The sequence below is a fragment of the Curtobacterium sp. L3-7 genome (assembly GCF_048756585.1).
GTDB lineage: Bacteria > Actinomycetota > Actinomycetes > Actinomycetales > Microbacteriaceae > Curtobacterium.
Genome location: NZ_CP151474.1, coordinates 898,823 through 924,893, shown reverse-complemented (window position 1 = coordinate 924,893; position 26,071 = coordinate 898,823). Strand labels below are relative to the sequence as shown.

Below are 26,071 nucleotides of genomic sequence, written 5' to 3'. Positions count from 1 at the left end.
CGCGCTCCCGGGCGCGAGAGGCGTCGCTCAGCGCGAGACTCGGCCTCCTGCCGCGCCCGTCGCGCCGCCGACAGCAGGGTACGCGGGGCGCAGGTACGGGATGCGCGGCATCAGCCAGTCCACCCACACCAGGCGTGCCGCCGGCGCCACGGCGAGCGCCCACGCGACCGAGGCCAGCGCGTCCGTCGGGTAGTGCACGGCGTCGATCGTCACCGAGAACCACACGACGACGACCGCGATCGTCCCGAGCACCACCGCGAGCCGGTGCCACCTGGTGTCCCGCAGCACCCAGCACAGCGCGATCGTGAACGCCACCATGAACACCGTGTGCCCGCTCGGGTACCCGGGGTCCGGCTGCACGGGGAACGGGTGCGGGAGCACGTCGACCGACGGCCGCGCGCGGTGCACGATCTCCTTCGCCAGGTCCGACGGGATCCAGGTGATCGCGACGACCCCCGCGAACGCCGCCGCCGGCCGGATGTTCCGCTGGAGCGCCCAGATCAGCCCGGTGACGATCGCGGTCACGACGATCGCGGGGCCGGGGCTGATCGCGTGGTAGACCCCGTCCGTGATCGCGCCGAGGAACCCGACGTGCAACGAGTTGAGCGCGCGGGCGATCCCGATGTCGACGGTGCCGAGGAAGAACCCGATGACCGTGATGACGACCACGGCGCCGATGGCGATCGCGAGGGTCGTCAGCGGGTACGGCGACCGCACGAGGATGCCGTTCGCGTCGGGCTCCCGGCGTCGTGGGCGGAGCGGCGGCGCATCGTCGATCATCCGTCCATCGTGACATCCCTCGTTGCCGAGCAGCCGCCAACACCATCAGAAAGCGTTCAGCGCACGGAAAGGCGCAGGCCCGGAGGACTACACAGGAGACATGCCAACCGTTGCCGAGAACATCGTCGCCACCCTCCGCAAGAACGACGTCGAGCGGGTCTACGGCCTCCCCGGCGACTCCCTCAACGGGTTCACCGACGCGCTCCGCAAGGACGGCTCCATCCGGTGGGAGCACGTCCGGCACGAAGAGGCGGCCGCGTTCGCCGCGAGCGCCGAAGCCGCACTCACGGGGAACATCGCCGTGTGTGCCGGCAGCTGCGGCCCCGGCAACCTGCACCTCGTCAACGGCCTCTACGACGCGAACCGGTCCCGCGTGCCCGTCCTCGCGATCGCCGCACACATCCCGACCGCCGAGATCGGCTCCGGCTACTTCCAGGAGACGCACCCGCAGGAACTCTTCCGCGAGTGCTCCGTCTACGTCGAGTACGTCGCCGACCCGACGCAGATGCCCCGTCTGCTCGAGATCGCGATGCGTGAGGCGATCGAGAAGCGCGGCGTCGCCGTCCTCGTCATCCCGGGCGACGTGCTCCTCGCCGAGGCGGTCGGCACGCGCGAGACCCGCATCGAGGCCACCACGCCGCGGATCATCCCGAGCGAGGCGGAGCTCCAGCGCACCGCCGAGCTCCTCAACGGCGCCGACAAGGTCACGATCCTGGCCGGCGCGGGCGTCGCCGGTGCCCACGACGAGGTCGTCGCCCTCGCCGAGCGCCTGCAGGCACCGATCGTGCACGCGCTCCGCGGCAAGGAGCACATCGAGTACGACAACCCCTACGACGTCGGGATGACCGGACTGCTCGGCTTCGCGTCCGGGTACCGCGCGATGGAGGACGCCGACGTCGTGCTGATGCTCGGCACCGACTTCCCGTACCAGCAGTTCTTCCCCGCCAAGGCGAAGCACGTGCAGGTCGACGTCCGCGGATCGCAGCTCGGCCGCCGGCACCCCGTCGACATCGGGCTCGTGGGGACGGTCAAGGACACGGCGCTCGCACTCATCCCGATGCTCGACGGCTCGAAGCCGACGAAGCACCTGCAGGACGCGCTGAAGCACTACCGCAAGACCCGCGAGCGACTCGACGACCTCGCGGTCCCGGCCGGCAAGAACAAGCCCCTGCACCCGCAGTACGTCGCGAGGGTGCTCGACCAGCTCGCGGCCGACGACGCCGTGTTCATCCCCGACGTCGGGTCCCCCGTCGTGTGGGCGTCGCGCTACCTCACGATGAACGGCGGTCGCCGGCTGATCGGCTCGTTCGTGCACGGCACGATGGCGAACGCCGTCCCGCAGGCGATCGGCGCGCAGGCGGCGTTCCCCGACCGGCAGGTGATCGCGCTCGCGGGCGACGGCGGCCTGGCGATGCTCCTCGGCGAGCTCATCACGATCGTGCAGAACAAGCTGCCGGTGAAGGTCGTCGTGTTCGACAATTCGTCGCTGAACTTCGTCGAGCTCGAGATGAAGGCCGCCGGGTTCGTCACGTACGGCACCGAGCTGCAGAACCCGGACTTCGCGGCCGTCGCAGAAGCGGTCGGCATCAAGGGCTTCCGCGTCGACACGTCCGACGAGTTCGAGGACGCGATGGCAGCAGCACTCGCCCACGACGGTCCGGCGCTGGTCAGCGTGAAGGTGGACCGGCAGGAGCTGTCGATGCCGCCGGCGGTGACGATGGAGCAGGCGAAGGGCTTCACGCTCTACGCGATCCGGACCGTCATGTCGGGTCGCGGAGACGAGTTGCTGGACCTGGCCTCCACGAACTTCCGACAGCTGCTCTAGTCGTCACCACGAGGCGGACGGGAGGCTCGGTGCCAGCTGGCACCGAGCCTCCCGTCCGCCATCGGGTCACCAACCGAGCGGGTGGCCGTCCTCCAGCAGGACGCCGGTCGGGCCCTCCGGGCCCGCGCTGGCGGCTGCCACCACCGTGGCGGCGCTGACCTCGACGGGTCGACCGTGCGGGTTCGGCATCCCGCCGAGCTCCGTCGCGGTGTAGCCGGGCTCGAGCGCGACGAAGTGCACCTCCGGTGCCATCCGCGCGTACTGGACGGTGAGCATCGTCACGGCGGACTTGCTCGCGCCGTAGACCGCTGCCTGCACGGTCGACGCGGCGCTCTCGGGGTCGTGCACCGCGGTGAACGAGCCGAGGGCGCTCGAGATGTTCACCACGAGCGGGTTGGCCGAGCGGCGGAGGATCGGGAGCGCTGCCTCGGTGGTGCGGACGATGCCGACGGCGTTCGTGTCGAACACCCGGAGTGCGTCGGGGCCGTTCAGCCCCCACATCGCGATGCCGGCGTTGTTCACCAGCACGTCGAGCCCTCCGTCGGCGTCGACCTGCGCGAACGCCGCGGCGACCGAGGCGTCGTCGGTCACGTCGAGCTGGACGGACCGGGCGCCGATCTCGGCGGCGACGGCCTCCCCCTGCTCGGCGTTCCTGGCGCCGATCCAGACGGTGTGTCCGGCTTCGACGAGCTGGCGGGCGGTTTCCTTGCCGAGGCCACGGGTGGCTCCGGTCACGAGTGTCGTTGTCATGTCCCCAGCGTCGGTCGGCGCGCGCGTCCGAGGGAGTCGTCCGGTTGTCGTAGGACTGCCAGGACCAGGACTCGCGGGCGCGTCACGCGCAGACTGGTGGCGTGGACGAGACCGACTTCGGGAGCACGCTCCGACGGCTGCGGGACCACGTCGCGCCCGATGCGGTCGGCGTGACCGTGGGACCGCGGCGTCGTGCGGTGGGGCTCCGGCGCGAGGAGCTCGCCGGCCTCGCCGGGATCTCCGCCGACTACCTGACCCGACTCGAGCAGGGGCGTGCGACCTCCCCGTCCGCGCAGGTCGTCGAGGCGCTGGTCCGCGCGCTGCGGGTGGCCGACGCCGACCGGGAGCTGCTCTACCGCCTTGCCGGGCACGCAACGCCCGGAGCGGACGTCGTCCCGACCCGGATCCCGCCGAGTGTGCAGCGACTGCTCGACCGGCTCGCCGACACCCCGGTCGCGGTCCTCGACGCCGCGGGCAACCTGCTCGTCGCGAACGCCCCGCACGATGCGTTGATGGGGTCGATCTCGGCGTACACCGGGCACGAGCGGAACACCACGTGGCGGCACCTCGTCGGACCTGGTAGCCGCGCGGTGCACACCGACGCCGAACAGGCTGCGTTCGAGGAGTCCCTCGTGGCCGGGCTCCGGATGACCGTGGCGCGCTACCCGCTCGACCGCCAGCTGCAGCAGCTCGTGCGCGACCTCCGCGCGGCGAGCCCGCGGTTCGTGGAGCTGTGGGCGTCCGTGTCGGGGACACCGGCCGCGCAAGGGCGGCGGAAGGTGATCGAGCACCCGCTCGTCGGCCGGATCACGCTCGACTGCGATGCGCTCGTCGTCGCCCCGGAGGACCTCTGCATCCTGGCGTACACGGCCGAGCCGGGGACGGTCGACGCCGAACGGCTCGCGCTGGCCGTCGTGCTCGGGACGCAGTCGCTCGTCGAGTGACGCAGTCGCGTCTCGGTCCGGGCGTCAGGCGCCCGCACCGCCGTCGACGGGGACGATCGCGCCCGTGACCATCGCCGAGCGATCGCTGAGGAGCCACGCGGCGACCTCGGCGACCTCCTCCGGCTCGGCCATGCGTCCGAGCGGCACGGACGCGTTGATCTGTTCGGTGATGCCGGGGGTCGCCGCCTCCCAGGCGTCGATCATCTCCGTCGCCGTGCCTCCTGGCGTGATGCCGTTGACGCGGATGTGCTCGGGCGCCCAGGTCACGGCAGCGGTCTCGGTGATGCTGTTGAGCGCCCGCTTCATCGCGCCGTACGCGGGCAGCGCCGGGTTCGCCCGACGGCTGCCGATGCTCGACGTGTTCACGATCGCGCCGCCGCCCGACCGCCGCATGAGCGCTGCCTCTGCGGTCATCGCGACCCAGTGCCCCCGGAAGTTCACCGCGAACTGGGTGTCGATGTCCTCGTCCGTCGTGGTGTCGAGGGGACCGGGCTGCTGGATAGCCGCGCCGTTGTTGAACGCGCCGTCGAGCCGCCCGTGCAGCTCGTCGACCCTGGTCACCGCTGCGCGGATGCTGTCGGCGTCCGCGAGGTCGAGTGCGACGGCGTCGGCGGTCCCTCCCGCCGACCGGACGTCGGTGACGACGGCGTCGAGCGCATCCGTGCTGCGTGCCGCGAGCACGACGGCGGCGCCTTCGCGAGCGAAGAGCCGGGCGGCGGCGGCCCCGATCCCGCGGCTCGCGCCGGTGATGAGCAGGACCTTGCCCGTGAGCAGGCCGATGGGAGTGGACGTGGTGTCGTTGGTCATGCCGACAGCGTCCCTCCGCTCCGCGCGGCGGAGCCAGGTACATCCGGTACCAGGATCCCGTGGCCCGTCGGGAGCAGACTCTGGGGCATGGACAAGCAGGCACTCGCCGCGTTCCTCCGCTCACGACGCGAGCGGCTGCGGCCGGAGGACGTCGGGCTGCCGTCCGGATCGCGACGCCGGACGCCGGGGCTCCGGCGCGAGGAGGTGGCGGTCCTCGCCCACATCTCCACGGAGTACTACGTCCGGCTGGAGCAGGGGCGTGCGCCACGACCGTCGGCCGAGGTGCTCGCGGGCATTGCCGGGTCACTCCGCCTGACGCCCGCCGAGTCCGAGCACCTCCACCTGCTCGCGGGAACCGCTCCGCTGCACGGCGGGACCGTTCGGCGTGATGTCCGACCGAGCATCCTCGCGGTGATCGACCGGCTCCCGCAGACCGCCGCGATCGTCATCTCCGCGACCTTCGAGGTGCTGGCGTGGAACCCGCTCGCCGCCGCGCTCATGGAGGACTTCGCCGAACGCACGCCTGCTGAGCGCAACCTGGCGCGCAAGGCCTTCCCGATCGGTGGGGCCACGGAACGGACGCCGTACGGGATCTCCGACGGCACGGAGTTCCAGCGGCACGTCGTGATGCAGCTCCGGACGACCCGCGCCCACTACCCGGCGGACGCATCGGTGACGGACCTCATCGACGAACTCAGCGGCAACGAGGAGTTCGTCAGGCTCTGGGAGCAGCAGGACGTCGCACCGGCTCCGATGCTCACGAAGACGTTCCACCACCCGATGGTCGGATCGGTGACGGTCGACTGCGACAGTCTCGCGCTCACCGACCACGACCAGTTCCTGGTGCTCTACACCGCGCCGCCCGGGTCACCGGACGCGGACGCCCTCGCGCTCCTCGGCGTGGTCGGCGCGCGCGACTACGAGGGCGTCCGCTCGGACTGACGGATCAGAACGCGGGCGTGCCCCCGGCGATCGTGATCGTGGAGCCCGACTGGTAGCTCGACTCCGGGCTGACGAGGTGCACGTACGCGGCACCGAGCTCCGCGGGCTGCCCCGGGCGGCCGAACGGCGAGCCCTCGCCGAAGTGCGACACGGTCTCTGCATCGTCCGACCCGGGCTGCAGCGGCGTCCACACCGGTCCCGGTGCGACGGAGTTCACGCGGATGCCCTTCGGCGCGAGCTGCTGCGCGACAGCCTCGGTGAAGAGCTTGATCGCACCCTTGGACACCGCGTAGTCGATCTTGTCGGCCGACGGCGTCGATGCTTGGATCGACCCGGTCGTGACGATCGTCGACCCCGGCTCGAGGTGCGGCACAGCGGCCTTCGTCAGCCAGAACAACGAGTAGATGTTCGTCTTGAACGTCGAGTCGAACATCGACGTGTCGAGCGTCAGGATGTCGTCGTTGCTGTCCATGCGGCCGGCGACCATCACGAGGGTGTCGAGACCGCCGAGCTCGTCGACGCCCTTCTGGACGAGGTCGATGCAGTACTGCTCGTCGGCGATGTCACCGGGGAAGAGCACGGCGAGACGTCCCTCGCCCTCGAGCAGGTCGCGGACCTCCTCGGCGTCCTCCTGCTCGTCGGGGAGGTACGACAGCACGAGGTCGGCGCCCTCACGCGAGAGCGCGATCGCCGCGGCACGGCCGATCCCGGAGTCCGCGCCGGTGACGATGCCGCGGTACCCGGTCAGGCGTTCCCGCCCGACGTAGCTCTCCTCGCCGTGGTCGGGCTTCGGGTCCATCTTCCACGCGGCACCGGGCAGGGACTGTTCCTGCTTCGGGTACGGCGGTGCGGGGTAGAGGGTGTTCGGGTCGCGCTTGTCGTACTGGCTCATGAGACCAGGGTGCTCATTCCGGCCCGAACGACCACTCAGGTCAGCGCTTCGCCTCGGCCCGCTGCTGGATCACGACCATGACGAGGAACAGGATGCCCACGGCGAGGAGGATCGACGCGGTGACGAACCCGCCACCGCCGATCAGCGACGTGACGAGCGCCGCGACGCCGATCGCGGTGAACATGCCGCCGAGCAGCCACCCGGCCTTGACACTGACGAACCAGCGCGGTCGGCCGGCAGCGTCGGCCTCGCGCTGCTGCCGGTCCTGGTCCTCGCGCCAGGCGCTGCCGGGACCGCGCTTCCGGAGCACGAGCGCCCAGAAAACGACCGCCCCCACGCCGAAGACGAGGAAGAACGCGGTCAGCCCCGCGGCCGCGCCGGTCTTCCCCTCCGCCCAGAACGGGATCGTGATGGCGAGCCCCACGACCGCCAACCCGACGACCAACCACGGCGCGATGCTGCGCGCGTACGACTGGTTCGCGCGCCCGACGGCCCGGTCCGCCCGCATGAAACGACGTTCTCGGTCGCTCCGCTCGGACTCGGGCTTGTGCATGATGCGGCCTTCGACGGCGATGAGCACGACGGACACGAGCAGCACGGCTCCGATGACGATCCACACGACCATGGCGAGAACCTACTCCCGAGGTCTCCTCACACCACCGCCGATCGGGGTACGGGACTCCGCACCCCTGGACGGGCGGCGCGGGCCCTCCGCGAGCTCCGCGTCGCGGACGAGCGCCCGCACCTGCGCGGCCGCACCGAGGGCGACGGCGTCGGACCCGAGCGTCGACTGCTCCACGCGGATGGCCGCCCCGGACACCGGGGGCTCGGCAGCGATCGCGGCGGAGATCGCCGGCGCGAGCAGGTCCCACGACCGTGCGACCCCGCCCCCGATGACGACCGTCGTCACGTCGAGGATGCCAGCCGTCAGCAGGATCCCCCTGGCGATCCCCCACCCGGCGTCGTCGAACACCGCGCGGGCATCGACGTCGCCGGCGCGGGCAGCGTCCGCGATGGCGTGCACGGGCAGGCGCTGCCCGGTCCGGGCTTCGTAGCGCGATGCCATCCCGCGCGCCGCCGCGATCGTCTCGAGGTGTCCGTGCTGGCCGCACGTGCAGAGCTCGTCACCGAACCCCGGCACGTGCCCGATCTCGCCAGCGGCGCCCCGCGGGCCGCCGAACAGGGACCCGTCGAGCACGAGGGCGCCGCCGACCCCGGTCCCGAGGGTCATCCCGAGCACGTCGCGCTCCCCCACGACGGCACCGGCCGCGATCTCGCCGAGGAGGAACGCGTTCACGTCGTTGTCGAGCGTCGCGGGGACGCCGAGCGCCGCAGACACCGCGTTGGTCACGCCGTAACCGGCCCAGCCGGTGAACGAGTTCCCGGTCACGAGCACGGTCCCCGTGGCCGGGTCCACGACACCGGCAGCGCCGACGCCGACACCCGCAAGGGAGGCTCGGTGCCGGTCGAGCAGGTCCGTCACCGCGCCGAGCGCCGCCGCCACGATCGCCGCCCCACCCGCGTGCGCGGGCGTCGGCAGGTCGACGCGGTCGATCACCTCGAGGGACGGTGTCGCGATGAGCACCTTGGTGTTCGTCCCACCGACGTCGATGCCGGCGAAGACCGCGCTCACGACTCCACCGCCGCGAGGGTCGCGAGCCGCTCGGTCCGGCGCTGCCGTTGCAGCACGGGGTCCGGGACCGGGACCGCCGCGAGCAGCCGACGCGTGTAGTCCGTCGTCGGGTGCAGGAGCGTGGTGCCCGTCGTGCCCTGCTCCTCGATCACGCCGCGGCGCATCACGACGACGCGCTCGGCGAAGTGCTGCACGACGGCGAGGTCGTGCGACACGAACAGGCACGCGAACCCGAGTTCGCCCTGCAGTTCGGTCAGGACCTCGAGCACTGCCTCCTGCACGCTGACGTCCAGAGCCGAGGTCGGTTCGTCGGCAACGAGCAACCGCGGGTCGAGCACGAGGGCACGGGCAAGGCTGACTCGCTGCCGCTGGCCACCCGAGAGTTCCCGCGGGGCACGGTTCGCCAGGGCTCGGGGCAGCCGGACGGCGTCGAGCACCTCGACGACGCGCTTCCGCCGCTCCGCTGTCGACAGCCCGCGACGATGCACCGCGAGCGGTTCCGCGATGCATTCCCCGACCGACATACGGGCGTCGAGCGAGGCGACGGGGTCCTGCAGGACGACGCCGATCCCGGACCGCAGCGCACGCCGATCCCGCCCTCGCGTGCGCCGGAGGTCCTCGCCGAAGAGGTGCACGGCGCCAGCGGTGGGCTTGATGAGGCCGAGCGCAACCCGCGCTGCCGTCGACTTCCCGGAGCCGGACTCGCCGACCAGGCCGACGGTCTCACCAGCGTGCACCGCGATGTCGACGCTGCTCAGGGCATGGACCGCCCGCGCCCCGCGCCCGAACGTCACCGAGACGTCCCGCAGGTCGACCACCGGAGCCGAGCCGAGCCTCCCGTCCGTGTCCTCGACCACCTGGACGACAGGGGCCGCTGCTCGATCCCGGGCCGCGACCGACTCAGGCGTGTCGAGCCGCGGCACCGCGGCGAGCAGCCGCTTCGTGTACTCGTGCTGCGGGCGGAGGAGGACGTCCTCGACCGGGCCCGTCTCGACGATCTCCCCCTGCAGCATCACGGCCACGCGGTCCGCGAAGTCCGCCACGACACCCATGTTGTGCGTGACGAGGAGCACACCGGTGCCGCTGTCCACCGCGAGCGCTCGGAGCAGCTCGAGGATCTCGGCCTGCACGGTGACGTCCAGCGCCGTGGTGGGCTCGTCGGCGATGAGGAGCGCCGGGCTGTTCGCGATCGCCATCGCGATGACGACACGCTGCCGCTGCCCGCCGGAGAGCTGGAACGGGAAGGCACGGGCGCGCGTGGACGGGTCGGGGATGCCGACCTTGCCGAGGAGCTCGACGGCCTCGGACCGTGCGGCAGCGGCGGGGACGGAGCGGTGGTTCCTGATGACCTCGGCGATCTGCTCCCCCACGCGGGTCAGCGGGTCGAGGGCGGTCGCCGGCTCCTGGAAGACCATCGACACGGTCTTCCCACGGAGCCCACGCAGCGCCGGTTCGGTGGCACCGATCACCTCGTGCCCGGCGACGACCGCGCTGCCCGACGCCGTCGCGTTGCCGGAGAGGAGCCCCATCGCGGCGAGCGCGACGGTGGACTTGCCCGAGCCGGACTCCCCGACGAGTGCGAGGGTCTCGCCTGGCGCGACCGACAGGGAGACCCCGCGGACGGCGTCGACCGTGCCGGATTCGGTGCTGAACGAGACCCCGAGGTCGGTGGTCTGCAGAATGGTGTCGGTCATCCCCGGCCCCTCACGTCGAAAGCGTCCCGGAGCCCGTCGCCCACGGCGTTGAACGCGCAGACGACCAGGATCACGGCGAGACCCGGCGGCACGATCAGCCACCACCGCCCCGAGTACGCGGCGGTCAGTCCCGCCGAGAGCATCCCACCCCAGTCCGTCGCCGGCGCCTGCACCCCGAGACCGAGGTACGAGACGTACGCCACGAGGAGGATCGCGTCGGCGACCTGGAACGTGGCGGCGACGACGATCGTGGACACCGAGTTCGGCAGCAGGTGCTTCCCGATGGCGCGGGCGTGCGAGCCGCCGATGGCGCGGAGGGTGAGGACGTAGTCGCGGTTCTTCAGCGTGAGCGTCTCGGCGCGGATCAGGCGGGAGGGGACCAGCCACGACACCAGGCCGAGGATCACGATGAGCCCGCCGACCCCCGGCGTGGTGATCGCGGAGATGACGAGCAGGATGAACAGTGCGGGGATCGCGATGCCCGCGTCGACGATGCGCATCATCACCGCGTCCACCCAGCCGCCGACGTACCCGGCGACCGAGCCCCACAGCGTGCCGACGATCGTGGCGAGGATGCCGGCCGCGATGCCGACCATGAGCGAGACCTTGCCGCCGTACATCAGGCGGCCGAGGACGTCGTGCCCGACGGCGTCCGTGCCGAGCCAGTGTGCGGCGCTCGGGCCGAGGTTGGCCTGCGACAGCTGCGTGTGCGTCTGGTCGGTCGGGTACAGGAACGGGCCGACGAAGCAGAACAGCACGATGGCGACGATCACGGCGAGGCCGATCACGGCGAGGGTGTTGTGCGAGAACCGGCGGGCGGCGAGGCGGAAGCCGGTCGCGGCGGCGGTGACGGGTGCGCCCGGTGCTTCCGGGGCCATCTGGACGGTGGTCATGCGCGGTCCGCCTTCACACGAGGGTCGATGAGCGACTGGGCGACGTCGGCGAGCAGCGTGCCGATCACCGTCGCGACCGAGATGACGAGGACACAGCCGAGGAGCGTCGGGTAGTCCGAGGACTGCGCCGCGTTCCAGAACAGCAGCCCCATGCCCGGGTAGTTGAACAGCTGCTCGGTGACGAGCGCGCCGCCGAACAGCACCGGCAGGTAGTACCCGAGCATCGCGACGACCGGCGTCAGCGAGTTCCGGAACACGTGCCGCCGCAGGATCGTCATCGTCGACGAGCCGCCGGCGCGGGCGGTGCGCACGTAGTCCTCCTGCAGGTTCTCGAGCGTCGATGCCCGCATGTACCGGCTGAACACCGCGATCATCGCGAGCGCCCCGGTGAGCACCGGCAGCACGAGTCCTGCCGGGTCCTGGAAGACCTCGGCGAGGGTGTTGCCACTCGGCGCCTGCGACGGCAACCACGGCAGCTGCTGGCTGAACACCACGATGAGGACGAGGCCGAGGAAGAACGCGGGCGTCGAGTAGAAGACGAACGCGAGTGCCGTGACCGTGTAGTCCACCGCGCCGTTGCGGCGGGCGGCCTGCCACATGCCGATCGGGATCGCGACGACGAGGCCGAGGACCGCGGAGAGCCCGGTCAGCACCAGGGTCTTCGGCAGGCGCTCCTGGATGAGCTGCGAAACCGGCTCGTTGAGCGTGTACGAGGTGCCGAGGTCGCCGGTGAGCAGCCGCCCGAGGAACCGGAGGTACTGCACGGGCAGCGGCTGGTCGAGCCCCTGCGCCTGGTTGAAGGCGGCGATCTGGACAGGTGTCGCGGAGACGCCGAGCACGCCTCTCGCGGGGCCGCCGGGCAGCGCGTGCAGCAGGCAGAACACGACGATCGTGACGATGAGGATCACCGCGAGCGCCTGGAGCACCCGCCGGGTGAGGTAGAGGACTGTGGTCATGCGGCTTCCGTTGGTCGGTTCCTACGTGAGCGGGACGGGAGGCGCGGTGCGGGTCGGACCCGTACCGCGCCTCCCGTCAGACGGTTACTTGCTCCACTTCCACTGGGCCGGGTGGAAGTTCGCCAGCGAGTCCTGGTCGAACCCGGTCAGGCCCTGCTTGACGACCGAGATCTGGTAGTCAGGGCTCGGCAGCCAGATCACCGGCAGGTCCTTCGCGACCGCCGCGCTGTACTCCTGCACCGCGCTGGAGTCGGTCGAGGTGGTCGTCGCGTCGATGAGGTCGTCGACCTGCTTGTTCGAGTAGCTGCCGAAGTTCGCCGAGCCACCCGTGGAGAACAGCGACTCACCGGTCGGGTAGGCCGGGAAGTACCAGCTGCCGGCGGTGCCGAAGAACGACAGGTCCCAGTCGCAGCTGGCTTCGTCCGAGGTGCACGTCGGGGTCTGCGACAGGACGCTCGACACCGGGGCCGTCTTGATGGTGAAGCCGATGCCGGTCTTCGCGAGCGAGGACTGGATCGCGCTCATCATGTTGTCGGTCACGGACGAGCCGGACTGGGACAGCACCTGCATGGTGAACTTCGTACCGGCCGCGACGCCCTCGCCGCACTGGCTGGCGCCGGAACCCGCGTCGGAGCAGACCATCGTGCCGTCCTTCTCGGTCCAGCCGTGGCTGGTGAGCAGGGCCTTCGCCTTGGAGGTGCTGAACGGGTACGGGTTGTCCTTCTGGGTGCTCGACACGTAGTCGGACTCCTGCGCCTGCGGCACCGGGCCGTAGGTCGGCGTCGCGGTGCCGTTGAAGACGACCTTCGACAGGCTCTTCTGGTCGATCGACATCTGCACGGCTTGGCGCGCGTAGTCCTGCTTGAAGACGGCACCCATCTTCGGGTTGTTGAAGTTGTACGGCATGTACGTGATCGCCCAGCCGGTCCACGGCTCCACGTCGTAGCCCTTCGACGTGAAGGAGTCCTTCTGGTCGAGGTCGGTCGCCTGGATGTAGCCGTAGTCGACTTCGCCGGAGCGGACCGCGTTCGCCTCGGCGTCGGCGGTGGTGAACGGCAGCAGGTTGACCGTCTTGATCTGGGCCTTCTGGCCGCCGTCGTACTTGCTGTTGGCGACCAGCTGGACCTTGCCCGCGGTGGTGAACGACTTCACGCCGTACGGGCCGGAGATCGTCTTCCAGAGCGGGTCGGAGTCGTAGTCGGCGATCTTGCCCGCGGCGGTGTTGATGGTCTTCCAGACCGCCTTCGCACCGTCGGTCGTGCGGTCGGCGTCCGACACCGATGCCGAGGCGCTCGTCTTGTCCCACGCGTGCTGCGGCAGCGGGACGACGAGGCTCAGCTGGTTGGCGAGCATCCAGTCGGAGTTGTACGCCTTGTCGAACGTGATCGTGAAGTGCGTGTCGTCGTCGGCCGTGAACGAGGTCCAGTTGTCCGGGACCTTGCCCTCGGAGTAGGACCCCCACTGGGCCTTGTTCGCCTTGATCAGGTTGTACCAGAACTCGACGTCGCGGCTCGTGATCGGCTTGCCGTCCGACCAGTGCCGGTCGCCGAGCGTGACCGTGACGCTCTTGCCGTCGCTCGCGAAGTCCGCGGCCGTCGCGACCGAGCCCTTCTTGTTCCAGGCGATCTTGCCGGTGGAACCGTCGTACGCGATGAGGGGCTCGTACAGCGACTGGGCGATCGAGCCGTTGTTCGTGTTGAGGTGCGCTGCGGTGCCGATCGGCAGGAACCAGTTCGGCGTGAAGTTCGCCGGCAGCGCGTAGTTGATCTCGTCCGAGTTGGTGTTCGTGGCAGCGGTGCCGCCTCCGGAACAGCCGGCGAGCAGCGCGCTCACCGCGATCGCCGCCCCGGTGAGGAGGGCCCAGCGACGGGGCTTGGTCATGCGGATCTCCTAGTGCGTGGGATTCGGGAGTGGAGCGTGGGGACAGTCAACGACCAAAGCCGTTGGAAAAACAAACATTTGTTTGTAAATACTTCGTTTCTGCGGTTCGGTCGAAAGGGTCGACCTTGCTGTCTGCCCGTTAGAGTCGGCGATGCGTCGTTGTTGCCAGGTGTTTTTCGTTGTATTGGAGAAAGTCGTGCCGGACCTCAGCTCCCGAGTGCTGGAACTCGTCGCATCCGGTCAGGCGACCAGCCGGACCGAGATCGCCGGGCTGCTCGCCGCCGCTCCCTCGACCGTGTCGCACGTCGTGTCGCAGCTCCTGTCACACGGGCTGCTCGCCGAGGAGGGCACCGATGCCTCGACCGGCGGTCGCCCCCGCAAGGTGCTCCGGATCGGTGGGGTGGACGAGTACGCAGTCGCCGCCGACGTCGGCGGCGGTCACGCGCGGGTCGGCATCGTGCTGCCAGGAGGCTCGCTCGAGTCGGTCGCGAACGTCCCGTTCGCGCTCTCCGACGGCCCAACCGCCGGGCTCCAGCGACTGGCGTCGCTGCTGGAGGAGCTGATCGAGTCGCGCGGAGCGGCCGGACTCCGTGGCGTCGGGCTGAGCCTCCCCGGTCCGGTCGACGTCGAGGCCGGTGTCGTCGACCTGCCGAGCCGGATGCCCGGGTGGAACGGGTTCCCCGTCGCGTCGTGGCTCACCGAGCGGTTCGGGGTGCCGGCGGCGGTCGACAACGACGCGAACTGCATGGCCGCCGGTGAGCAGATCGTGCAACCCGCATCGCGGCGACAGGCGATCACGATCAAGGCCGGCTCGGCGATCGGTGCCGGGATCGTCATCGACGGCCGGCTCTACCGGGGCGCCACCGGCTCCGCAGGGGACATCACGCACGTGCGGATCGACGCGGCCGGGGACACCCCGTGCTCGTGCGGCAACACCGGGTGCCTCGAGACCGTGGCGTCCGGCGCGGCGCTCGTCCGGATCCTCAGTGCCGCAGGGGTGCCGGTCACCTCGACGGCCGACGTCGTGCGACTCGCATCCGACGCCGATCCCGAGGCGACCCGTGCCGTGCGGCTCGCCGGCCGGTACCTCGGCGAGGTGCTCGCCGCCAACGTGAACTTCTTCAACCCGGATGCCGTGTACCTCGGCGGCATCCTGTCCACCCTCGACCCGTTCGTCGCGGCCGTGCGCAGCCAGCTCTACGAGAGCTGCCACCCCCTCATGACGCAGCACCTCGTCATCGAGCGCGCCTCGCTCGGCGCGGACGCGGGTCTCGTCGGTGCCGGACAGTTCGCCCTGCAGCGCGGTCTCGCCGCGTCACTGCAGGACCTGTCGACGCCGATCCCCCAGTCGACCACCAGGAACAGGAGCGTCCGTGTCTGACACGACCAGCACCACGACCGCCGGCCACCGTCCCGTCATCGCCATCGCCGGGCTCGCCATCGAGACGTCGACGTTCACGCCGACGCGGACCCTCGCGCCGGCGTTCCACCCGGATCGCGGGGACGAGGTCGTGGCGCGGTACCCGTTCCTCGCGTCGCTGGACGCCGACTTCCGTGGGGCGCTCATCGGGCACGCGCTGCCGGGCGGCATCGTCGACCGCGCGTCCTACGAGGAGCTCGCGTCCGAGATCGTGGCGCGCCTGACCGCGATCGTGGCGTCGACGTCCGTCGACGGGCTCTGGTACGACATCCACGGGGCGATGGTCGTCGAGGGGCTCGACGACGCCGAGGCCGACCTGCTCGGACGCATCCGCGCGGTGATCGGCCCCGACGTGGTCGTGTCGGCATCGATGGACCTGCACGGCAACGTCACCGCGGAGCTCGCGCATCAGGTCGACCTCGTCACCTGCTACCGGATGGCTCCGCACGAGGACGCCATGGAGACGAAGGAGCGCGCCGTCCGGAACCTCGTCGAGGTGCTCACCACCCGACCCCTCGGTGCCCGTCGTCCGGTGAAGGCGTGGATCCCGATCCCCGTCCTGCTTCCCGGCGAGCAGACCTCGACGCGCATCGAGCCCGCGGCGTCGCTCTACGCGCAGGTGCCGGAGGTCGAGGCGACCGAGGGCGTCCTCGATGCCGCGATCTGGGTCGGGTACGCCTGGGCCGACCAACCCCGAGACCGTGCCGTCACCGTCGTCACCGGGTGGTCGAGGGACGCGGTCGCCGCGGGCGCCGAACGGCTGGCGCAGGCCTTCTGGGACGTCCGCGAGGACTTCGTGTTCGTCGCGCCGACGGGCTCCTTCGACGAGTGCATCGCCGCTGCACTGGCTCCCGGCGCCGCACGGCCGTACTTCATCTCGGACTCCGGCGACAACCCGACCGCGGGCGGTTCCGGCGACATGACGTGGGGGCTGACCCGGCTGCTCACGCATCCCGCGTTCACCGACCCGTCCGGCCCGGTGGTCATCTACGCGAGCGTTCCCGGCGCCGATGCCGTCGCCACCGCCGTCGACGCAGGTGTCGGTGCGACCGTCACCGTGACCGCCGGCGCAACCGTCGACGCTGTGCACGCGGGCCCGATCACGATGACCGGCCGGGTGCACGCGATCAAGCACGGCGACCGAGACGCCGAGATCGAGGTCGTGCTGCAGGTCGGCAGCGTCTTCGCGATCCTGACGAAGACCAGGAAGCCGTACCACCACGAGCACGACTTCACCGACCTCGACCTCGACCCGCGCAGCGCCGACGTCGTCATCGTGAAGATCGGCTACCTCGAACCAGAGCTCTTCGACATGTCCGCCGACTGGATGCTCGCGCTCACCCCGGGGGGCGTCGACCAGGACCTCGAGCGGCTCGGGCACCACAGGATCGAGCGGCCGATGTTCCCCTACGATCGAGTGTTCCCGTCGGAGCCCGACCTGACCGCGCGGATCATCCCCTCGTCGAACGAACCCCTCGGAGCCGTGCTGTGACCGTTGCCCTCGAGATCGCCGTCACCTCGCCGGCCGGTGCCGCGACCGCCCGCGACGGCGGTGCCGACCGTGTCGAGCTCTGCGTCGGGCTGGAGCTCGGCGGGCTCACCCCGTCGCAGGCGCTCGTCGAGGCCGTGCACGAGACCGGCATCCCGGCGCACGCGCTCATCCGCAGCCGGCCGGGCGGGTTCGTGTTCGACGCTGCCGAGATCGACCTCATGGAACGGGAACTCCGGGCCGTGCTGCGCTCCGGCGCCGCCGGTGTCGTGGTCGGGGCGCTGCGTCCGGACCACTCGCTCGACGTGGACGTCCTCCGGCGCTTCGTGGCGACCGCGAAGGAGGTCCGCGACACGGCAGAGGTCACCCTGCACCGCGCGATCGACCACGCCGCCGACCCCGTCGCAGCCGTCGCGCTCCTCGCCGACATCGGGTTCACCCGCGTGCTGACGTCCGGCGGCAAGCCCACCGCGGTCGCCGGCGCCACGACGATCGCCCGCATGGTCGATGCCGCCGGGCCCGTGCAGGTCATGGCGGGCGCAGGGGTCACCCCCGCTGACGTCCCGGCCCTCCTCGCGACGGGGGCCGCCGCCGTGCACCTCTCCGCGAAGCGCGCGGCCGCGGGGAGCGCCCATGACGGCGTCCCGATGGGTGGCTCCGACGACGGTTCCGCGCACTTCGTGACCGATCTCGAGGTCGTCCGGGCCGCTCGCGCCGCGGTCGACGCGGCCTAGCGCCGCGTCGACCGACAGCGCCGCGGGAGCGACAGTCCCCGCCCGGAGTTCACCGACAGACTGTCGCCCTCGCGATCCGACCCCGCCACGATGGACCCATGGGGAACGGGCAATCGGCGACCGGGGCAGCGATCGGTGCCGTGCTGCTCGTCGTGGCGCTCGGCGGGTGCGCGGCGTTCCCCACGACCTGCCCGGCGATCGGCTGGACGAACGCCGTCGAGGTGCGCGTCCCCGACGGGACCTCCGTCCACGAAGTCGCCTTCTGCCGCGGTGCCGACTGCACGCCAGGGCAGCCGCCGCAGTCTGCGCCGGTCCCGACGGGGAACGCGACGCCAGCGGCTCCGGGCCCACTGACCGCGAAACCGGAGCCGACGGACACCGTCACCCTGGACCCGACGCCGTGGCGCACGACCGACCACGACGGCGAGGTCTGGACCGTCTCGACGGACATGGGCACACCCGAGCGCGGCCGGGTGGCACTCCGCGACGACACCGGCGCGACGATCGTCGAGCGCGCCGTCTACCTGACGTGGACCCGCCACGGTGGCTCTGCACAGTGCGGCGGTCCGAGCACCGCGACGGTCACCGTGCGCCAGTGACCTGCGGCCGTCGGACGACGGCACTCGAACGCCCGAGGAACACACCGACCGTGACCGCAGCCGCCGCGCAGATGCCGGCGTTCACCCAGATCGCACTCGTCACGCCGTGCAACACCGCTGCCGCGGACGATGGGGCAGCGCTCCCGACGACGACGGCCGTCACCACCGCGCTCATGACGGGCGTCCCCATCGTGATCCCGATCTGCTGGCTCATCGTCGTGAGACCCGTCGCGAGCCCCTGCTCGCCCTCCGGGAGGCCGGACGTCGCACTGACCATGAACCCCACGATCACGACCAGGTTCGCCACACCGCCGACGAAGGTGGCGACCAGGACGAGCACGATCGACTCCGGCGCCCCCGAGACCAGCACGAGCGGCAGCGTGGCGACGGCCTGCACGGCGAACCCACCGACGACGGCGACCCGGCTGCCGAACCGGCCGACGACCTTCGGGCCCAGCACGCCGCCGAGCACCGTTCCGACACCGAGTACGGCGAACGACAGGCCAGCGGCCAGCGGTGAGTACCCGAGCACCCGCTGCAGGTACAGCGTCAGGAGGAACACGAGCGACGTCTCGGTGACGAAGGCGAGCACCCCGGCGACGTTGCCCCAGGCGATCTCGGCGCGTCCGAGGATGCCGAGTGGCACGAGGGGGAACCGCGACCGTCGCTCCACTGCGACGAACACGACGAGCAACGCGCCCGCGACGGCGAACGATCCGAGCGTGAGCACGTCGGTCCAGCCATCCTCGGCGGCGTTCGTCAGCCCGAACACCAGGGCGAGCAGTGCGGCCGTGGCCGTGATCGCGCCGGGGACGTCGAGCCGGGACCGCTCGGCACCACGGCTCTCCCGCAACACCAGCGGTCCGAGCACGAGGACGACCGCTGCGACCGGCACGTTCAGGAAGAACGCCCACCGCCAGGACAGGACGTCGGTGAGCAGTCCCCCGAGGATCGCACCGGTCGTGAAGCCGGCCGCCATCAGCGAGCCGTTCAGACCGAGTGCGCGCTCCCGTTCCCGGCCTTCGGGGAACGTGCTGAGCAGGAGCGCCAGGGCGGCTGGGACCACCATCGCGGTCGCCAGACCCTGCAGGACCCGAGCCGCGAGGAGGACGGCGGGGACCGTCGCGAGTCCTCCGGCGAGCGATCCGACCCCGAGCAGGACCATCCCGACGAGGAACACGCGACGACGACCGACGAGGTCGGCGACCCGTCCCATCAACAGGGTGAAGCCGGCCGAGCACAGCGCGAACGCCGTCACGATCCACTGCAGGTCATCGATGCCGAAGCCGACGTCGGCGCCGATCGTCGGGAGTGCGACGGTCAGGATGGAGAAGTCCACGGCGAGGGTGAAGCTCGCGGTGAGCAGGAGGATCAGGGCGATGCGGGGTCTCATGTCCGCCAGCCTCCTGTGACGGCGCTCGGTCATCCACACCCGGTCGTGCCTGTCACCGCCAGGGACAGGCACCCCGCGCACCAATCGGACAGACTGTCTCCGTGACCGGATCGAACGAACTGGGCGAGTTCCTGCGGACCCGTCGAGCTGGCCTGCAACCAGACGACGTCGGGGTGCAGGGCTACGGGCTCCGTCGTGTGCCCGGGCTCCGTCGTGAGGAACTCGCGATGCTCGCGGGGGTCAGCCCCACGTACTACTCCCGGCTCGAACAGGGGCTCAGCGCGAACGCCTCGCTCTCGGTGATCACGTCGATCGCCCGTGCCCTCCGCCTCAGTGACGACGAGCAGGCGCACCTCGTGAACCTCGCTCGACACACCCCGGCGACCCTCCGTCCGCCTCGCCCAGAGCCGGACCACATCCGCCCGGGCACACTCCGACTCCTCCGTTCGCTGACCACGACCCCGGCGGTCGTGGTCGGGAAGCGCAGCGAGGTGCTGGGGTGGAACGAGCTCGGGCACCGACTCGTCGCCGGGCACCTCGACGTCGACAGCCCCGCGGATCCGCTCGACCGGCCCAACATGACGCGGATGCTGTTCCTCGACGCGCACACCAGGGAGCTCTACATCGACTGGCGCGGCGAAGCGTCGCGAGCGGTCTCGTCCCTCCGCGTCCTCGGCGGCAAGAACCCCGACGACCCCGAGCTCGCAGCACTCGTCGGCGAGCTCACCGTGAAGAGCACCGAGTTCAGCGAGATGTGGGCGGACCACCGCGTCGAGAACTGCGTCTCCGGTGTCAAGCGGTTCCGGCACCCGGACGTCGGTGAGTTCGAGCTCGCCTTCGAGGTGCTGACCCCGCCGGACGACTCCGGGCACCGGGTCATCATGTACTCGGCCACAGACGACGGCCCCACGGCCGAATCCCTCGCGTTGCTCGCCTGGATCAGTTCGAGAGTTGACAGTTAGAAGTCAAACACTTAGGGTTCTGATCATGACGCAGCGCGCACCACACTTCGACACCCCGCTCCAGCTCATGCGCTGGATCGGGTGGGCCCAGCGCAAGGCCGCAGAAGAGTGGGTCCGCGAGCGCGAGCTCACCCACGAACAGAGCTTCGTGCTCGGCTACCTGCAGCAGAACCCCGGGGCCATCCAGCGTGACATCGCCGAGATGACCCGGACCAGCGCCGCGAGTGTCTCGAGTCTCCTGCAGGGCCTCGAGAAGCGCGGGCTGATCGAACGACGAGCAGAGGCCGGCAACGCCCGGACGAAGCTCGTGTACGCCACGCCGACCGGCATCGACCTGATCGCCGGGTTCGAGGACGCGATGCTCGCACTCGACGACACCCTGCTCGCACCGCTCACCCCGGACGAGCGCGCCACCCTCCGCACCCTGCTGCTGAAGGTCACCGCAGAGCTCGACGAGCCCACCCGGTAGACCACGCCCGCCAGGGCGCTCCCACTTCCACTCACACCACGCCGTGCCGGCGTCCGTCGGCGCGCGCTCGACCCTGCCCGGAACCGGGAGGGAAGGAGCACACCATGAGCACCGAAACCGCACCCGCGACCGCCGTGGAACGGACCGCAGCGGAGAAGAACCGCTGGTACCTCTCCGCCGCCCCCATCGCCAGGGCCCTCGTGCACCTCTGCGTGCCGATGGCCGCCGCGATGGTCGTCAGCGCCCTCTACAACGTCATCAACGCGGGCTTCATCGGCTCGCAGCACGACACCTCGCTCCTCGCCGCGATCACCTTCGGTACCCCGCTCCTCGGCCTGATCATGGCGATCGGCGGCGTGTTCGGTGTCGGCGGCAGCTCGCTGATGTCCCGCCTGCTCGGGGCGTCCGAGAACGACCCCGCGAAGGCCGGCGAGATCAAGCACGTCGCGTCCTTCGCCGTGTGGGGCTCGGTCATCACGGGCATCGTGCTCGGCGGCATCGGTCTCCTCCTCCTGCAGCCCCTCGTCGGCGTGCTCGGCGCGGACGCGGCAGCCGTGCCCGCCACGAGCGCCTACGTCGCCGTCATGCTCGCGTTCGTCCCCGTGCTCGCCGCGGCGTTCTGCCTCGAGCAGATGGTCCGGGCGGAGGGTGCGGCGCGCCAGGCCATGATCGGCCTCATCCTGTCGACGATCGGGAACCTCGTCTTCGACGTGCTGTTCATCCTGGTCCTGCACTGGGGCGTCGCCGGCGCCGCACTCGCGGTCGGTCTCGCCAACGCCGTCAGCATCGTGTACTGGGTGATGTGGCTCGGCAAGCACAGCGAGAACGTCTCCCTGTCGCTCCGCTGGTTCACGCTCCGCCCCGCCGTCCTGGGGCCGGTGTTCGGCATCGGCGTCAGCGAGCTGCTGCAGGCCGGGTTCCTCATCGTGACGACCCTCGTCCTCAACAACCTCGCCGCGCAGTACGGCGACGACCCGCTCGCCGCGATGGGTGTCGCGGTCCGCATCGCACAGGTGCCGGAGTTCCTCGTGATGGGCGTCACGATCGGCGTCCTGCCGCTCCTCGCCTACGCGTACGGCAAGGGCGACAAGGGCCGCCTGAACTCTGCGCTGAAGGCATCGGCACTGACCGTCGGCGCGATCGTGCTGATCTTCTCGGGCACGGTGTTCGTCTTCCGCGAGCAGGTCTTCACGATCTTCTCCTCCGACCACTCCGTCCTGGCGATCGGGCTGACGATCCTGGTCGCCCAGCTCGTCGCCACGATCGTGAACGGCTTCACCGGCCTGTTCACCTCGCTGTTCCAGGCAGCAGGACTCGCCACCCCGGCGATCGCGATGTCGATGGCGCAGGGCATCCTGTTCATCCCGATCGTCCTGCTCGGCAACCTGTGGTTCGGCCTCGCCGGCATCATCTGGGCGCTGACGATCACGGAGATCCTGGTGTTCCTCGCCGGCGTCGTCATCTGGCTGGCTTCGCGCGGTCGGATCGACCGCGGCCTCGCCGAGGGCAGCGCAGAGCGGGCGGAAGCCGTCCTGGAAGAAGCGGCCGCCTGATCGCGTGCCCAGGGGCGGACGGGAGGTGGGCCCCACCAGCCGGTACCGGCAGGACGCGCCAGCGGCGTGACGGCCGTGCCTGGAGGCTCGGTGCCAGCTGGCACCGAGCCTCCCGTCCTGCGATCCCACGTAGGGTCGGAACGTGACCGGCAGCGACGCGTACGCGATCTTCCTCAACGGCTCGTACGGCGTCGGGAAGACCGCGACGCTCGACCACGTCGGGGACCTCCTCGCAGCGGCCGGGCGCCCGTTCGCCCTGATGGACGTCGACTGGTTCCACCGCTCGTGGCCGACGGCGGACCACGACCCCGACAACACCGTGATCGAGGCGCAGAACATCGCCGCCGTGTGGGCGGCCTACCGCGCTGCCGGTCCGCGGCAGCTCGTCCTGAGCGGTGTGATCGCGAGCCGGACGGACCTCCACCGGTACGAGGAGGCGGTCGGGATGCCGGTCCGGGCGATCCGCCTCGTCGCGGAGCCCCCGACCGTCGAGACCCGGTTGCGCCGACGGTACGACGCTGATCAGGACCACGCACTGTCCTGGCACCTCGAGCGGTACGCCGAGCTCCAGGAACGACAGGCTCGGGCAGACCTCGACGAGGTGGTGCTCGCAACGGACGGCACGACCCCTGCCGAGGTCGCTCGGGCCGTCGTCGCGCACTTCGACGCGACGGTGCACGATGTCGTCTGACGTGGAGGAGTCGTACGCGGGCAGGGCGGCCGAGTACATCGGGCTGCTCGGGTCGATGACGTCGGTGCACCCCGCCGACGAGCACCTCGTGACGACGTGGGCGCGCGGCATCGACGGCCCGATCATCGACGCCGGGTGTGGCCCCGGACACTGGACCGCCCACCTCGCCGAGCGCGGCTGCGACGTGCACGGGGTCGACCAGGTCGCCGGGTTCATCGAGCACGCCCGGGCAGCACATCCGGGACCGATGTTCGGCCTCGGCAGCATCGATGCGCTCCCCGATGCCGAGGGCAGCCACGCCGGTGTGCTCGCCTGGTACTCGCTCATCCACCACGAACCGGCCACGATCCGCCGACCGCTCGGCGAGTTCGCCCGCGTCGTCCGCCCCGGCGGCGGGCTGCTCGTCGGGTTCTTCGTCGGCCCGCGGGTGGAGGCCTTCGAGCACGCGGTCGTCACCGCCTACCGCTGGTCTCCCGAGGCGCTGTCGGCAGCACTGCGCTCCGCCGGGTTCGACGTGCTCGAGACCCACACGCGCACCGGGCCAGCGGATGGTCCGCGGCCGCACGGGGCGATCGTCGCGCGGCGCCGGGACGACACTCTGTCGTTAACCTGACCGTCGCATGCGCATGGCATGGTGGGTCCGGGCGTCGCTGCCCGCAGCCCAGCCAGCCGCGAGCGGAGACCGATGCCAGCACCCGACCTGATGGTCGTCACCGACCTCGACGGCACGTTCCTCGACCACCACGACTACTCGTTCGCGGCGGCGCTCCCCGTGCTCGATCGTCTGCGATCCGACGGCGTCCCGGTGGTGTTCTGCAGCAGCAAGACGACGGCCGAGATCGCGGCGCTGCAGGAGCGCACCGGGCTGACCGGCGAGGCGTTCGTCGCGGAGAACGGCGCGGTCGTCGTCGGCCGTGGCGGTACCGTCCTCGCCGGACCGGCGGACGGCAGCCTCGGGCGGCTGCAGGACGTGCTCGACGATCTGCGCGACGCACTCGACCTGCACTTCGCGACGTTCTCGTCCGTCTCCGACGAGATCGTCGCGACGTGGACCGGCCTCGATGTCGACGCCGCGTCCGCAGCGCGTCGACGTGCGGCGTCCGAGGTCCTGCTCTGGCACGCCGCGGACGACGACCGCGCCGACGACTTCCGCGCGGGGCTCGCAGCGTCGGGCCTCGACCTGGTGCGTGGTGGGCGGTTCTGGCACGTCCTGCCGGCCGGGTGCGGCAAGGGCGCTGCGGTGCGGATGCTCCTCGCCGACCACGAGCGCCAGACCGGCCGGACGCCGTGCACGATCGGCCTCGGCGACGGCCCGAACGACACCGACCTGCTCGATGCCGTCGACCTCGCCGTCGTCGTCCGTGGCCACGGCCCGGCGCCGGGACCGTTCGTCGACGACCGACGCGAACGCGTGTACCGAACGACCGCCCCCGGCCCGCACGGCTGGGCCGAGGGCCTGACCCACTTCCTGAGGAGCGACCGATGAGCGACTTCCACCAGAACGGCGTCATCACGACGTTCCACGACCTCAGCCGCCGCAGCACCGCGAGCATCGAGGACGACCTGCGCGGGTTCGCCGAGAAGCGCCCGATGAGCCTGATCCTGCCGGCGCTGTACTCGGAGCTCGAACGGCCGGCGCTGACCCGCATCGTCGACGAGCTCGCCGAGGCCGACTGGCTCAGCGAGATCGTGATCGGGCTCGACCGTGCCGACCGGGCGCAGTTCGAACACGCCCGCGAGTTCTTCGCACGGCTGCCGCAGCGCCACCGGATCCTGTGGAACGACGGCCCGCGCCTCAGGGCACTCGACGCCGACCTCGACGCCGCGGGGCTGGCACCGGGTGAACCCGGCAAGGGACGCAACGTCTGGTACTGCACCGGGTACGCCCTGGCGTCCGAGCGGGCCGAGTGCATCGCGCTGCACGACAGCGACATCACCACGTACGAGCGGGGCATGCTCGCGCGGATGCTCTACCCGCTGGCGAACCCGGCGTTCGACTACGAGTTCTCGAAGGGCTACTACGCCCGCGTCGCCGACGGCCGGATCAACGGCAGGGTCGGACGCCTGCTCGTCGGTCCGCTGCTCCGGTCGCTCCGCCAGGTCTACGGGGAGTCCGAGTACCTGGAGTACCTCAGCAGCTTCCGCTACCCGCTGTCCGGCGAGTTCGCGATGCGCGCGCACGTCCTGAACGGACTGAAGATCCCGGGCGACTGGGGCCTGGAGATCGGGATGCTGTCCGAGGTGTACCGCGACTACGCCACCCGCCAGGTCTGCCAGGTGGAGATCGCCGACGCGTACGACCACAAACACCAGCCCCTCGCCGAGGCCGACGGCACCGGCGGGCTGGCGCGCATGGGGAACGACATCGTGCAGTCGCTGTTCCGGAAGCTCGCGACGATGGGCGTCCCGCTCACCTCGGACTCGTTCCGGGTCCTCAAGGCGACGTACTACCGGAACGCACTCGACATCGTGGAGATCTACCGGCACGAGGCCCAGATGAACGGGCTCGGGTTCGACCAGCACGCGGAGGAAGCGGCGGTCGAGCTCTTCACGAAGGCGATCCTCGACGCCGGCGGGGCCTTCACCGCCCGCCCGAACGACCGGGCGTTCATCCCGAGCTGGAGCCGCGTGCGCTCCGCGGTCCCCGACGTCCTGGACCGGCTGAGCGCCGCGGTCGAGGCGGACCAGCAGGACTGAGCACCGGCTGGATAGGCTGACGGCGACCGGCGTCACCGTCGAACCGGCCGGCAGTCAAGGAGTTCGA

The 26,071-nt window shown here is 70.9% G+C and carries 25 protein-coding genes; 14 read left to right on the top strand and 11 right to left on the bottom strand.

Going from position 1 to position 26,071, the window contains the following annotated elements; translation table 11 throughout:
- Positions 1 to 27 precede the first annotated feature (27 nt).
- Positions 28 to 780: a phosphatase PAP2 family protein gene (locus AAEP80_RS04705; RefSeq protein ID WP_420366150.1), complete on the bottom strand. Its 753-nt coding sequence runs from the start codon at positions 778 to 780 to the stop codon at positions 28 to 30.
- Between the two features lie 100 nt (positions 781 to 880).
- Here AAEP80_RS04705 and poxB point away from each other — a divergent pair, with 100 nt between their 5' ends.
- Positions 881 to 2,605, top strand: coding sequence for a ubiquinone-dependent pyruvate dehydrogenase (poxB, locus tag AAEP80_RS04700; protein ID WP_402727786.1), 1,725 nt, complete (start codon positions 881 to 883; stop codon positions 2,603 to 2,605).
- 66 nt (positions 2,606 to 2,671) lie between these two features.
- On the opposite strand, the gene AAEP80_RS04695 is transcribed toward poxB, so the two are convergent.
- On the bottom strand, positions 2,672 to 3,355 hold the full coding sequence (locus tag AAEP80_RS04695; protein WP_281266549.1) for an SDR family NAD(P)-dependent oxidoreductase: 684 nt from the start codon (positions 3,353 to 3,355) through the stop codon (positions 2,672 to 2,674).
- Positions 3,356 to 3,456: 101 nt separating this feature from the next.
- On the opposite strand from AAEP80_RS04695, the gene AAEP80_RS04690 reads away from it, so the two are divergent.
- The gene (locus tag AAEP80_RS04690) at positions 3,457 to 4,299 is read left to right on the top strand and encodes a helix-turn-helix transcriptional regulator (RefSeq protein ID WP_420366149.1); all 843 of its coding nucleotides are present in this window, start codon (positions 3,457 to 3,459) and stop codon (positions 4,297 to 4,299) included.
- Positions 4,300 to 4,323: 24 nt separating this feature from the next.
- Here the strand turns inward: AAEP80_RS04690 and AAEP80_RS04685 are convergent, their stop codons facing one another.
- Positions 4,324 to 5,106 carry an SDR family NAD(P)-dependent oxidoreductase gene (locus tag AAEP80_RS04685; RefSeq protein WP_420366148.1) on the bottom strand — a complete coding sequence of 261 codons (783 nt, stop codon included), beginning with the start codon at positions 5,104 to 5,106 and terminating at the stop codon, positions 4,324 to 4,326.
- A gap of 87 nt (positions 5,107 to 5,193) precedes the next feature.
- On the opposite strand from AAEP80_RS04685, the gene AAEP80_RS04680 reads away from it, so the two are divergent.
- Entirely contained in the window at positions 5,194 to 6,048 is an 855-nt protein-coding gene (locus AAEP80_RS04680) for a helix-turn-helix transcriptional regulator (protein WP_420366147.1), read from the top strand.
- A 4-nt stretch (positions 6,049 to 6,052) separates the two neighbouring features.
- Here the strand turns inward: AAEP80_RS04680 and AAEP80_RS04675 are convergent, their stop codons facing one another.
- The 7 genes from AAEP80_RS04675 to AAEP80_RS04645 all read right to left on the bottom strand — a co-directional run bounded on the left by AAEP80_RS04675 (position 6,053) and on the right by AAEP80_RS04645 (position 13,997).
- Positions 6,053 to 6,940: an SDR family oxidoreductase gene (locus AAEP80_RS04675; protein ID WP_420366146.1), complete on the bottom strand. Its 888-nt coding sequence runs from the start codon at positions 6,938 to 6,940 to the stop codon at positions 6,053 to 6,055.
- Between the two features lie 40 nt (positions 6,941 to 6,980).
- Positions 6,981 to 7,565, bottom strand: a complete 585-nt coding sequence (locus tag AAEP80_RS04670; protein ID WP_420366145.1) for a hypothetical protein — start codon at positions 7,563 to 7,565, stop codon at positions 6,981 to 6,983.
- 9 nt (positions 7,566 to 7,574) lie between these two features.
- Complete coding sequence (locus AAEP80_RS04665; RefSeq protein ID WP_420366144.1) at positions 7,575 to 8,573, bottom strand: ROK family protein; 999 nt, start codon at positions 8,571 to 8,573, stop codon at positions 7,575 to 7,577.
- Entirely contained in the window at positions 8,570 to 10,267 is a 1,698-nt protein-coding gene (locus AAEP80_RS04660) for a dipeptide ABC transporter ATP-binding protein (RefSeq protein WP_420366143.1), read from the bottom strand. The genes AAEP80_RS04665 and AAEP80_RS04660 overlap by 4 nt, the downstream gene beginning before the upstream one ends.
- Positions 10,264 to 11,160, bottom strand: a complete 897-nt coding sequence (locus AAEP80_RS04655; RefSeq protein WP_420366142.1) for an ABC transporter permease — start codon at positions 11,158 to 11,160, stop codon at positions 10,264 to 10,266. The genes AAEP80_RS04660 and AAEP80_RS04655 overlap by 4 nt, the downstream gene beginning before the upstream one ends.
- Complete coding sequence (locus AAEP80_RS04650) at positions 11,157 to 12,116, bottom strand: ABC transporter permease (protein ID WP_402727778.1); 960 nt, start codon at positions 12,114 to 12,116, stop codon at positions 11,157 to 11,159. The genes AAEP80_RS04655 and AAEP80_RS04650 overlap by 4 nt, the downstream gene beginning before the upstream one ends.
- 84 nt (positions 12,117 to 12,200) lie before the next feature.
- On the bottom strand, positions 12,201 to 13,997 hold the full coding sequence (locus AAEP80_RS04645) for a peptide ABC transporter substrate-binding protein (RefSeq protein WP_420366141.1): 1,797 nt from the start codon (positions 13,995 to 13,997) through the stop codon (positions 12,201 to 12,203).
- A gap of 196 nt (positions 13,998 to 14,193) precedes the next feature.
- On the opposite strand from AAEP80_RS04645, the gene AAEP80_RS04640 reads away from it, so the two are divergent.
- From AAEP80_RS04640 to AAEP80_RS04625, 4 genes are all read left to right on the top strand, one after another.
- A complete protein-coding gene (locus AAEP80_RS04640) occupies positions 14,194 to 15,378 on the top strand; it encodes an ROK family protein (protein ID WP_281266540.1) in 1,185 nt (394 codons plus the stop codon).
- On the top strand, positions 15,371 to 16,909 hold the full coding sequence (locus AAEP80_RS04635) for a M81 family metallopeptidase (protein WP_420366140.1): 1,539 nt from the start codon (positions 15,371 to 15,373) through the stop codon (positions 16,907 to 16,909). Before AAEP80_RS04640 ends, AAEP80_RS04635 begins: the two co-directional genes overlap by 8 nt.
- Positions 16,906 to 17,640, top strand: coding sequence for a copper homeostasis protein CutC (locus AAEP80_RS04630; protein WP_420366139.1), 735 nt, complete (start codon positions 16,906 to 16,908; stop codon positions 17,638 to 17,640). Before AAEP80_RS04635 ends, AAEP80_RS04630 begins: the two co-directional genes overlap by 4 nt.
- Before the next feature lie 98 nt (positions 17,641 to 17,738).
- The gene (locus AAEP80_RS04625; RefSeq protein WP_420366138.1) at positions 17,739 to 18,239 is read left to right on the top strand and encodes a hypothetical protein; all 501 of its coding nucleotides are present in this window, start codon (positions 17,739 to 17,741) and stop codon (positions 18,237 to 18,239) included.
- Here AAEP80_RS04625 and AAEP80_RS04620 read toward each other — a convergent pair.
- Positions 18,223 to 19,632: an MFS transporter gene (locus tag AAEP80_RS04620; protein WP_420366137.1), complete on the bottom strand. Its 1,410-nt coding sequence runs from the start codon at positions 19,630 to 19,632 to the stop codon at positions 18,223 to 18,225. The genes AAEP80_RS04625 and AAEP80_RS04620 overlap by 17 nt on opposite strands.
- A gap of 101 nt (positions 19,633 to 19,733) precedes the next feature.
- Here AAEP80_RS04620 and AAEP80_RS04615 point away from each other — a divergent pair, with 101 nt between their 5' ends.
- From AAEP80_RS04615 to AAEP80_RS04585, 7 genes are all read left to right on the top strand, one after another.
- The gene (locus AAEP80_RS04615; RefSeq protein ID WP_420366136.1) at positions 19,734 to 20,594 is read left to right on the top strand and encodes a helix-turn-helix domain-containing protein; all 861 of its coding nucleotides are present in this window, start codon (positions 19,734 to 19,736) and stop codon (positions 20,592 to 20,594) included.
- Positions 20,595 to 20,619: 25 nt separating this feature from the next.
- A complete protein-coding gene (locus tag AAEP80_RS04610; RefSeq protein ID WP_281266537.1) occupies positions 20,620 to 21,063 on the top strand; it encodes a MarR family winged helix-turn-helix transcriptional regulator in 444 nt (147 codons plus the stop codon).
- Between the two features lie 104 nt (positions 21,064 to 21,167).
- Entirely contained in the window at positions 21,168 to 22,616 is a 1,449-nt protein-coding gene (locus tag AAEP80_RS04605) for an MATE family efflux transporter (RefSeq protein ID WP_420366135.1), read from the top strand.
- 142 nt (positions 22,617 to 22,758) lie between these two features.
- Positions 22,759 to 23,307 carry a hypothetical protein gene (locus AAEP80_RS04600; RefSeq protein WP_420366134.1) on the top strand — a complete coding sequence of 183 codons (549 nt, stop codon included), beginning with the start codon at positions 22,759 to 22,761 and terminating at the stop codon, positions 23,305 to 23,307.
- A complete protein-coding gene (locus AAEP80_RS04595) occupies positions 23,297 to 23,920 on the top strand; it encodes a class I SAM-dependent methyltransferase (protein ID WP_420366133.1) in 624 nt (207 codons plus the stop codon). Before AAEP80_RS04600 ends, AAEP80_RS04595 begins: the two co-directional genes overlap by 11 nt.
- A gap of 72 nt (positions 23,921 to 23,992) precedes the next feature.
- Positions 23,993 to 24,793 carry an HAD-IIB family hydrolase gene (locus AAEP80_RS04590; RefSeq protein ID WP_420366132.1) on the top strand — a complete coding sequence of 267 codons (801 nt, stop codon included), beginning with the start codon at positions 23,993 to 23,995 and terminating at the stop codon, positions 24,791 to 24,793.
- Positions 24,790 to 26,004: a hypothetical protein gene (locus AAEP80_RS04585; RefSeq protein WP_413600254.1), complete on the top strand. Its 1,215-nt coding sequence runs from the start codon at positions 24,790 to 24,792 to the stop codon at positions 26,002 to 26,004. Before AAEP80_RS04590 ends, AAEP80_RS04585 begins: the two co-directional genes overlap by 4 nt.
- The last annotated feature ends 67 nt before the right edge of the window (positions 26,005 to 26,071 follow it).

Bases quoted from the DNA above. Each gene is read 5' to 3' on its own strand.
- AAEP80_RS04675 (WP_420366146.1), bottom strand. From the start codon at position 6,940: ATGAGCCAGTACGACAAGCGCGACCCGAACACCCTCTACCCCGCACCG.
- AAEP80_RS04660 (WP_420366143.1), bottom strand. From the start codon at position 10,267: ATGACCGACACCATTCTGCAGACCACCGACCTCGGGGTCTCGTTCAGC.
- AAEP80_RS04680 (WP_420366147.1), top strand. From the start codon at position 5,194: ATGGACAAGCAGGCACTCGCCGCGTTCCTCCGCTCACGACGCGAGCGG.
- AAEP80_RS04650 (WP_402727778.1), bottom strand. From the start codon at position 12,116: ATGACCACAGTCCTCTACCTCACCCGGCGGGTGCTCCAGGCGCTCGCG.
- AAEP80_RS04610 (WP_281266537.1), top strand. From the start codon at position 20,620: ATGACGCAGCGCGCACCACACTTCGACACCCCGCTCCAGCTCATGCGC.
- AAEP80_RS04620 (WP_420366137.1), bottom strand. From the start codon at position 19,632: ATGAGACCCCGCATCGCCCTGATCCTCCTGCTCACCGCGAGCTTCACC.
- AAEP80_RS04685 (WP_420366148.1), bottom strand. From the start codon at position 5,106: ATGACCAACGACACCACGTCCACTCCCATCGGCCTGCTCACGGGCAAG.
- AAEP80_RS04670 (WP_420366145.1), bottom strand. From the start codon at position 7,565: ATGGTCGTGTGGATCGTCATCGGAGCCGTGCTGCTCGTGTCCGTCGTG.
- AAEP80_RS04695 (WP_281266549.1), bottom strand. From the start codon at position 3,355: ATGACAACGACACTCGTGACCGGAGCCACCCGTGGCCTCGGCAAGGAA.
- AAEP80_RS04705 (WP_420366150.1), bottom strand. From the start codon at position 780: ATGATCGACGATGCGCCGCCGCTCCGCCCACGACGCCGGGAGCCCGAC.
- AAEP80_RS04595 (WP_420366133.1), top strand. From the start codon at position 23,297: ATGTCGTCTGACGTGGAGGAGTCGTACGCGGGCAGGGCGGCCGAGTAC.
- AAEP80_RS04585 (WP_413600254.1), top strand. From the start codon at position 24,790: ATGAGCGACTTCCACCAGAACGGCGTCATCACGACGTTCCACGACCTC.
- AAEP80_RS04645 (WP_420366141.1), bottom strand. From the start codon at position 13,997: ATGACCAAGCCCCGTCGCTGGGCCCTCCTCACCGGGGCGGCGATCGCG.
- AAEP80_RS04605 (WP_420366135.1), top strand. From the start codon at position 21,168: ATGAGCACCGAAACCGCACCCGCGACCGCCGTGGAACGGACCGCAGCG.
- poxB (WP_402727786.1), top strand. From the start codon at position 881: ATGCCAACCGTTGCCGAGAACATCGTCGCCACCCTCCGCAAGAACGAC.
- AAEP80_RS04590 (WP_420366132.1), top strand. From the start codon at position 23,993: ATGCCAGCACCCGACCTGATGGTCGTCACCGACCTCGACGGCACGTTC.
- AAEP80_RS04655 (WP_420366142.1), bottom strand. From the start codon at position 11,160: ATGACCACCGTCCAGATGGCCCCGGAAGCACCGGGCGCACCCGTCACC.
- AAEP80_RS04625 (WP_420366138.1), top strand. From the start codon at position 17,739: ATGGGGAACGGGCAATCGGCGACCGGGGCAGCGATCGGTGCCGTGCTG.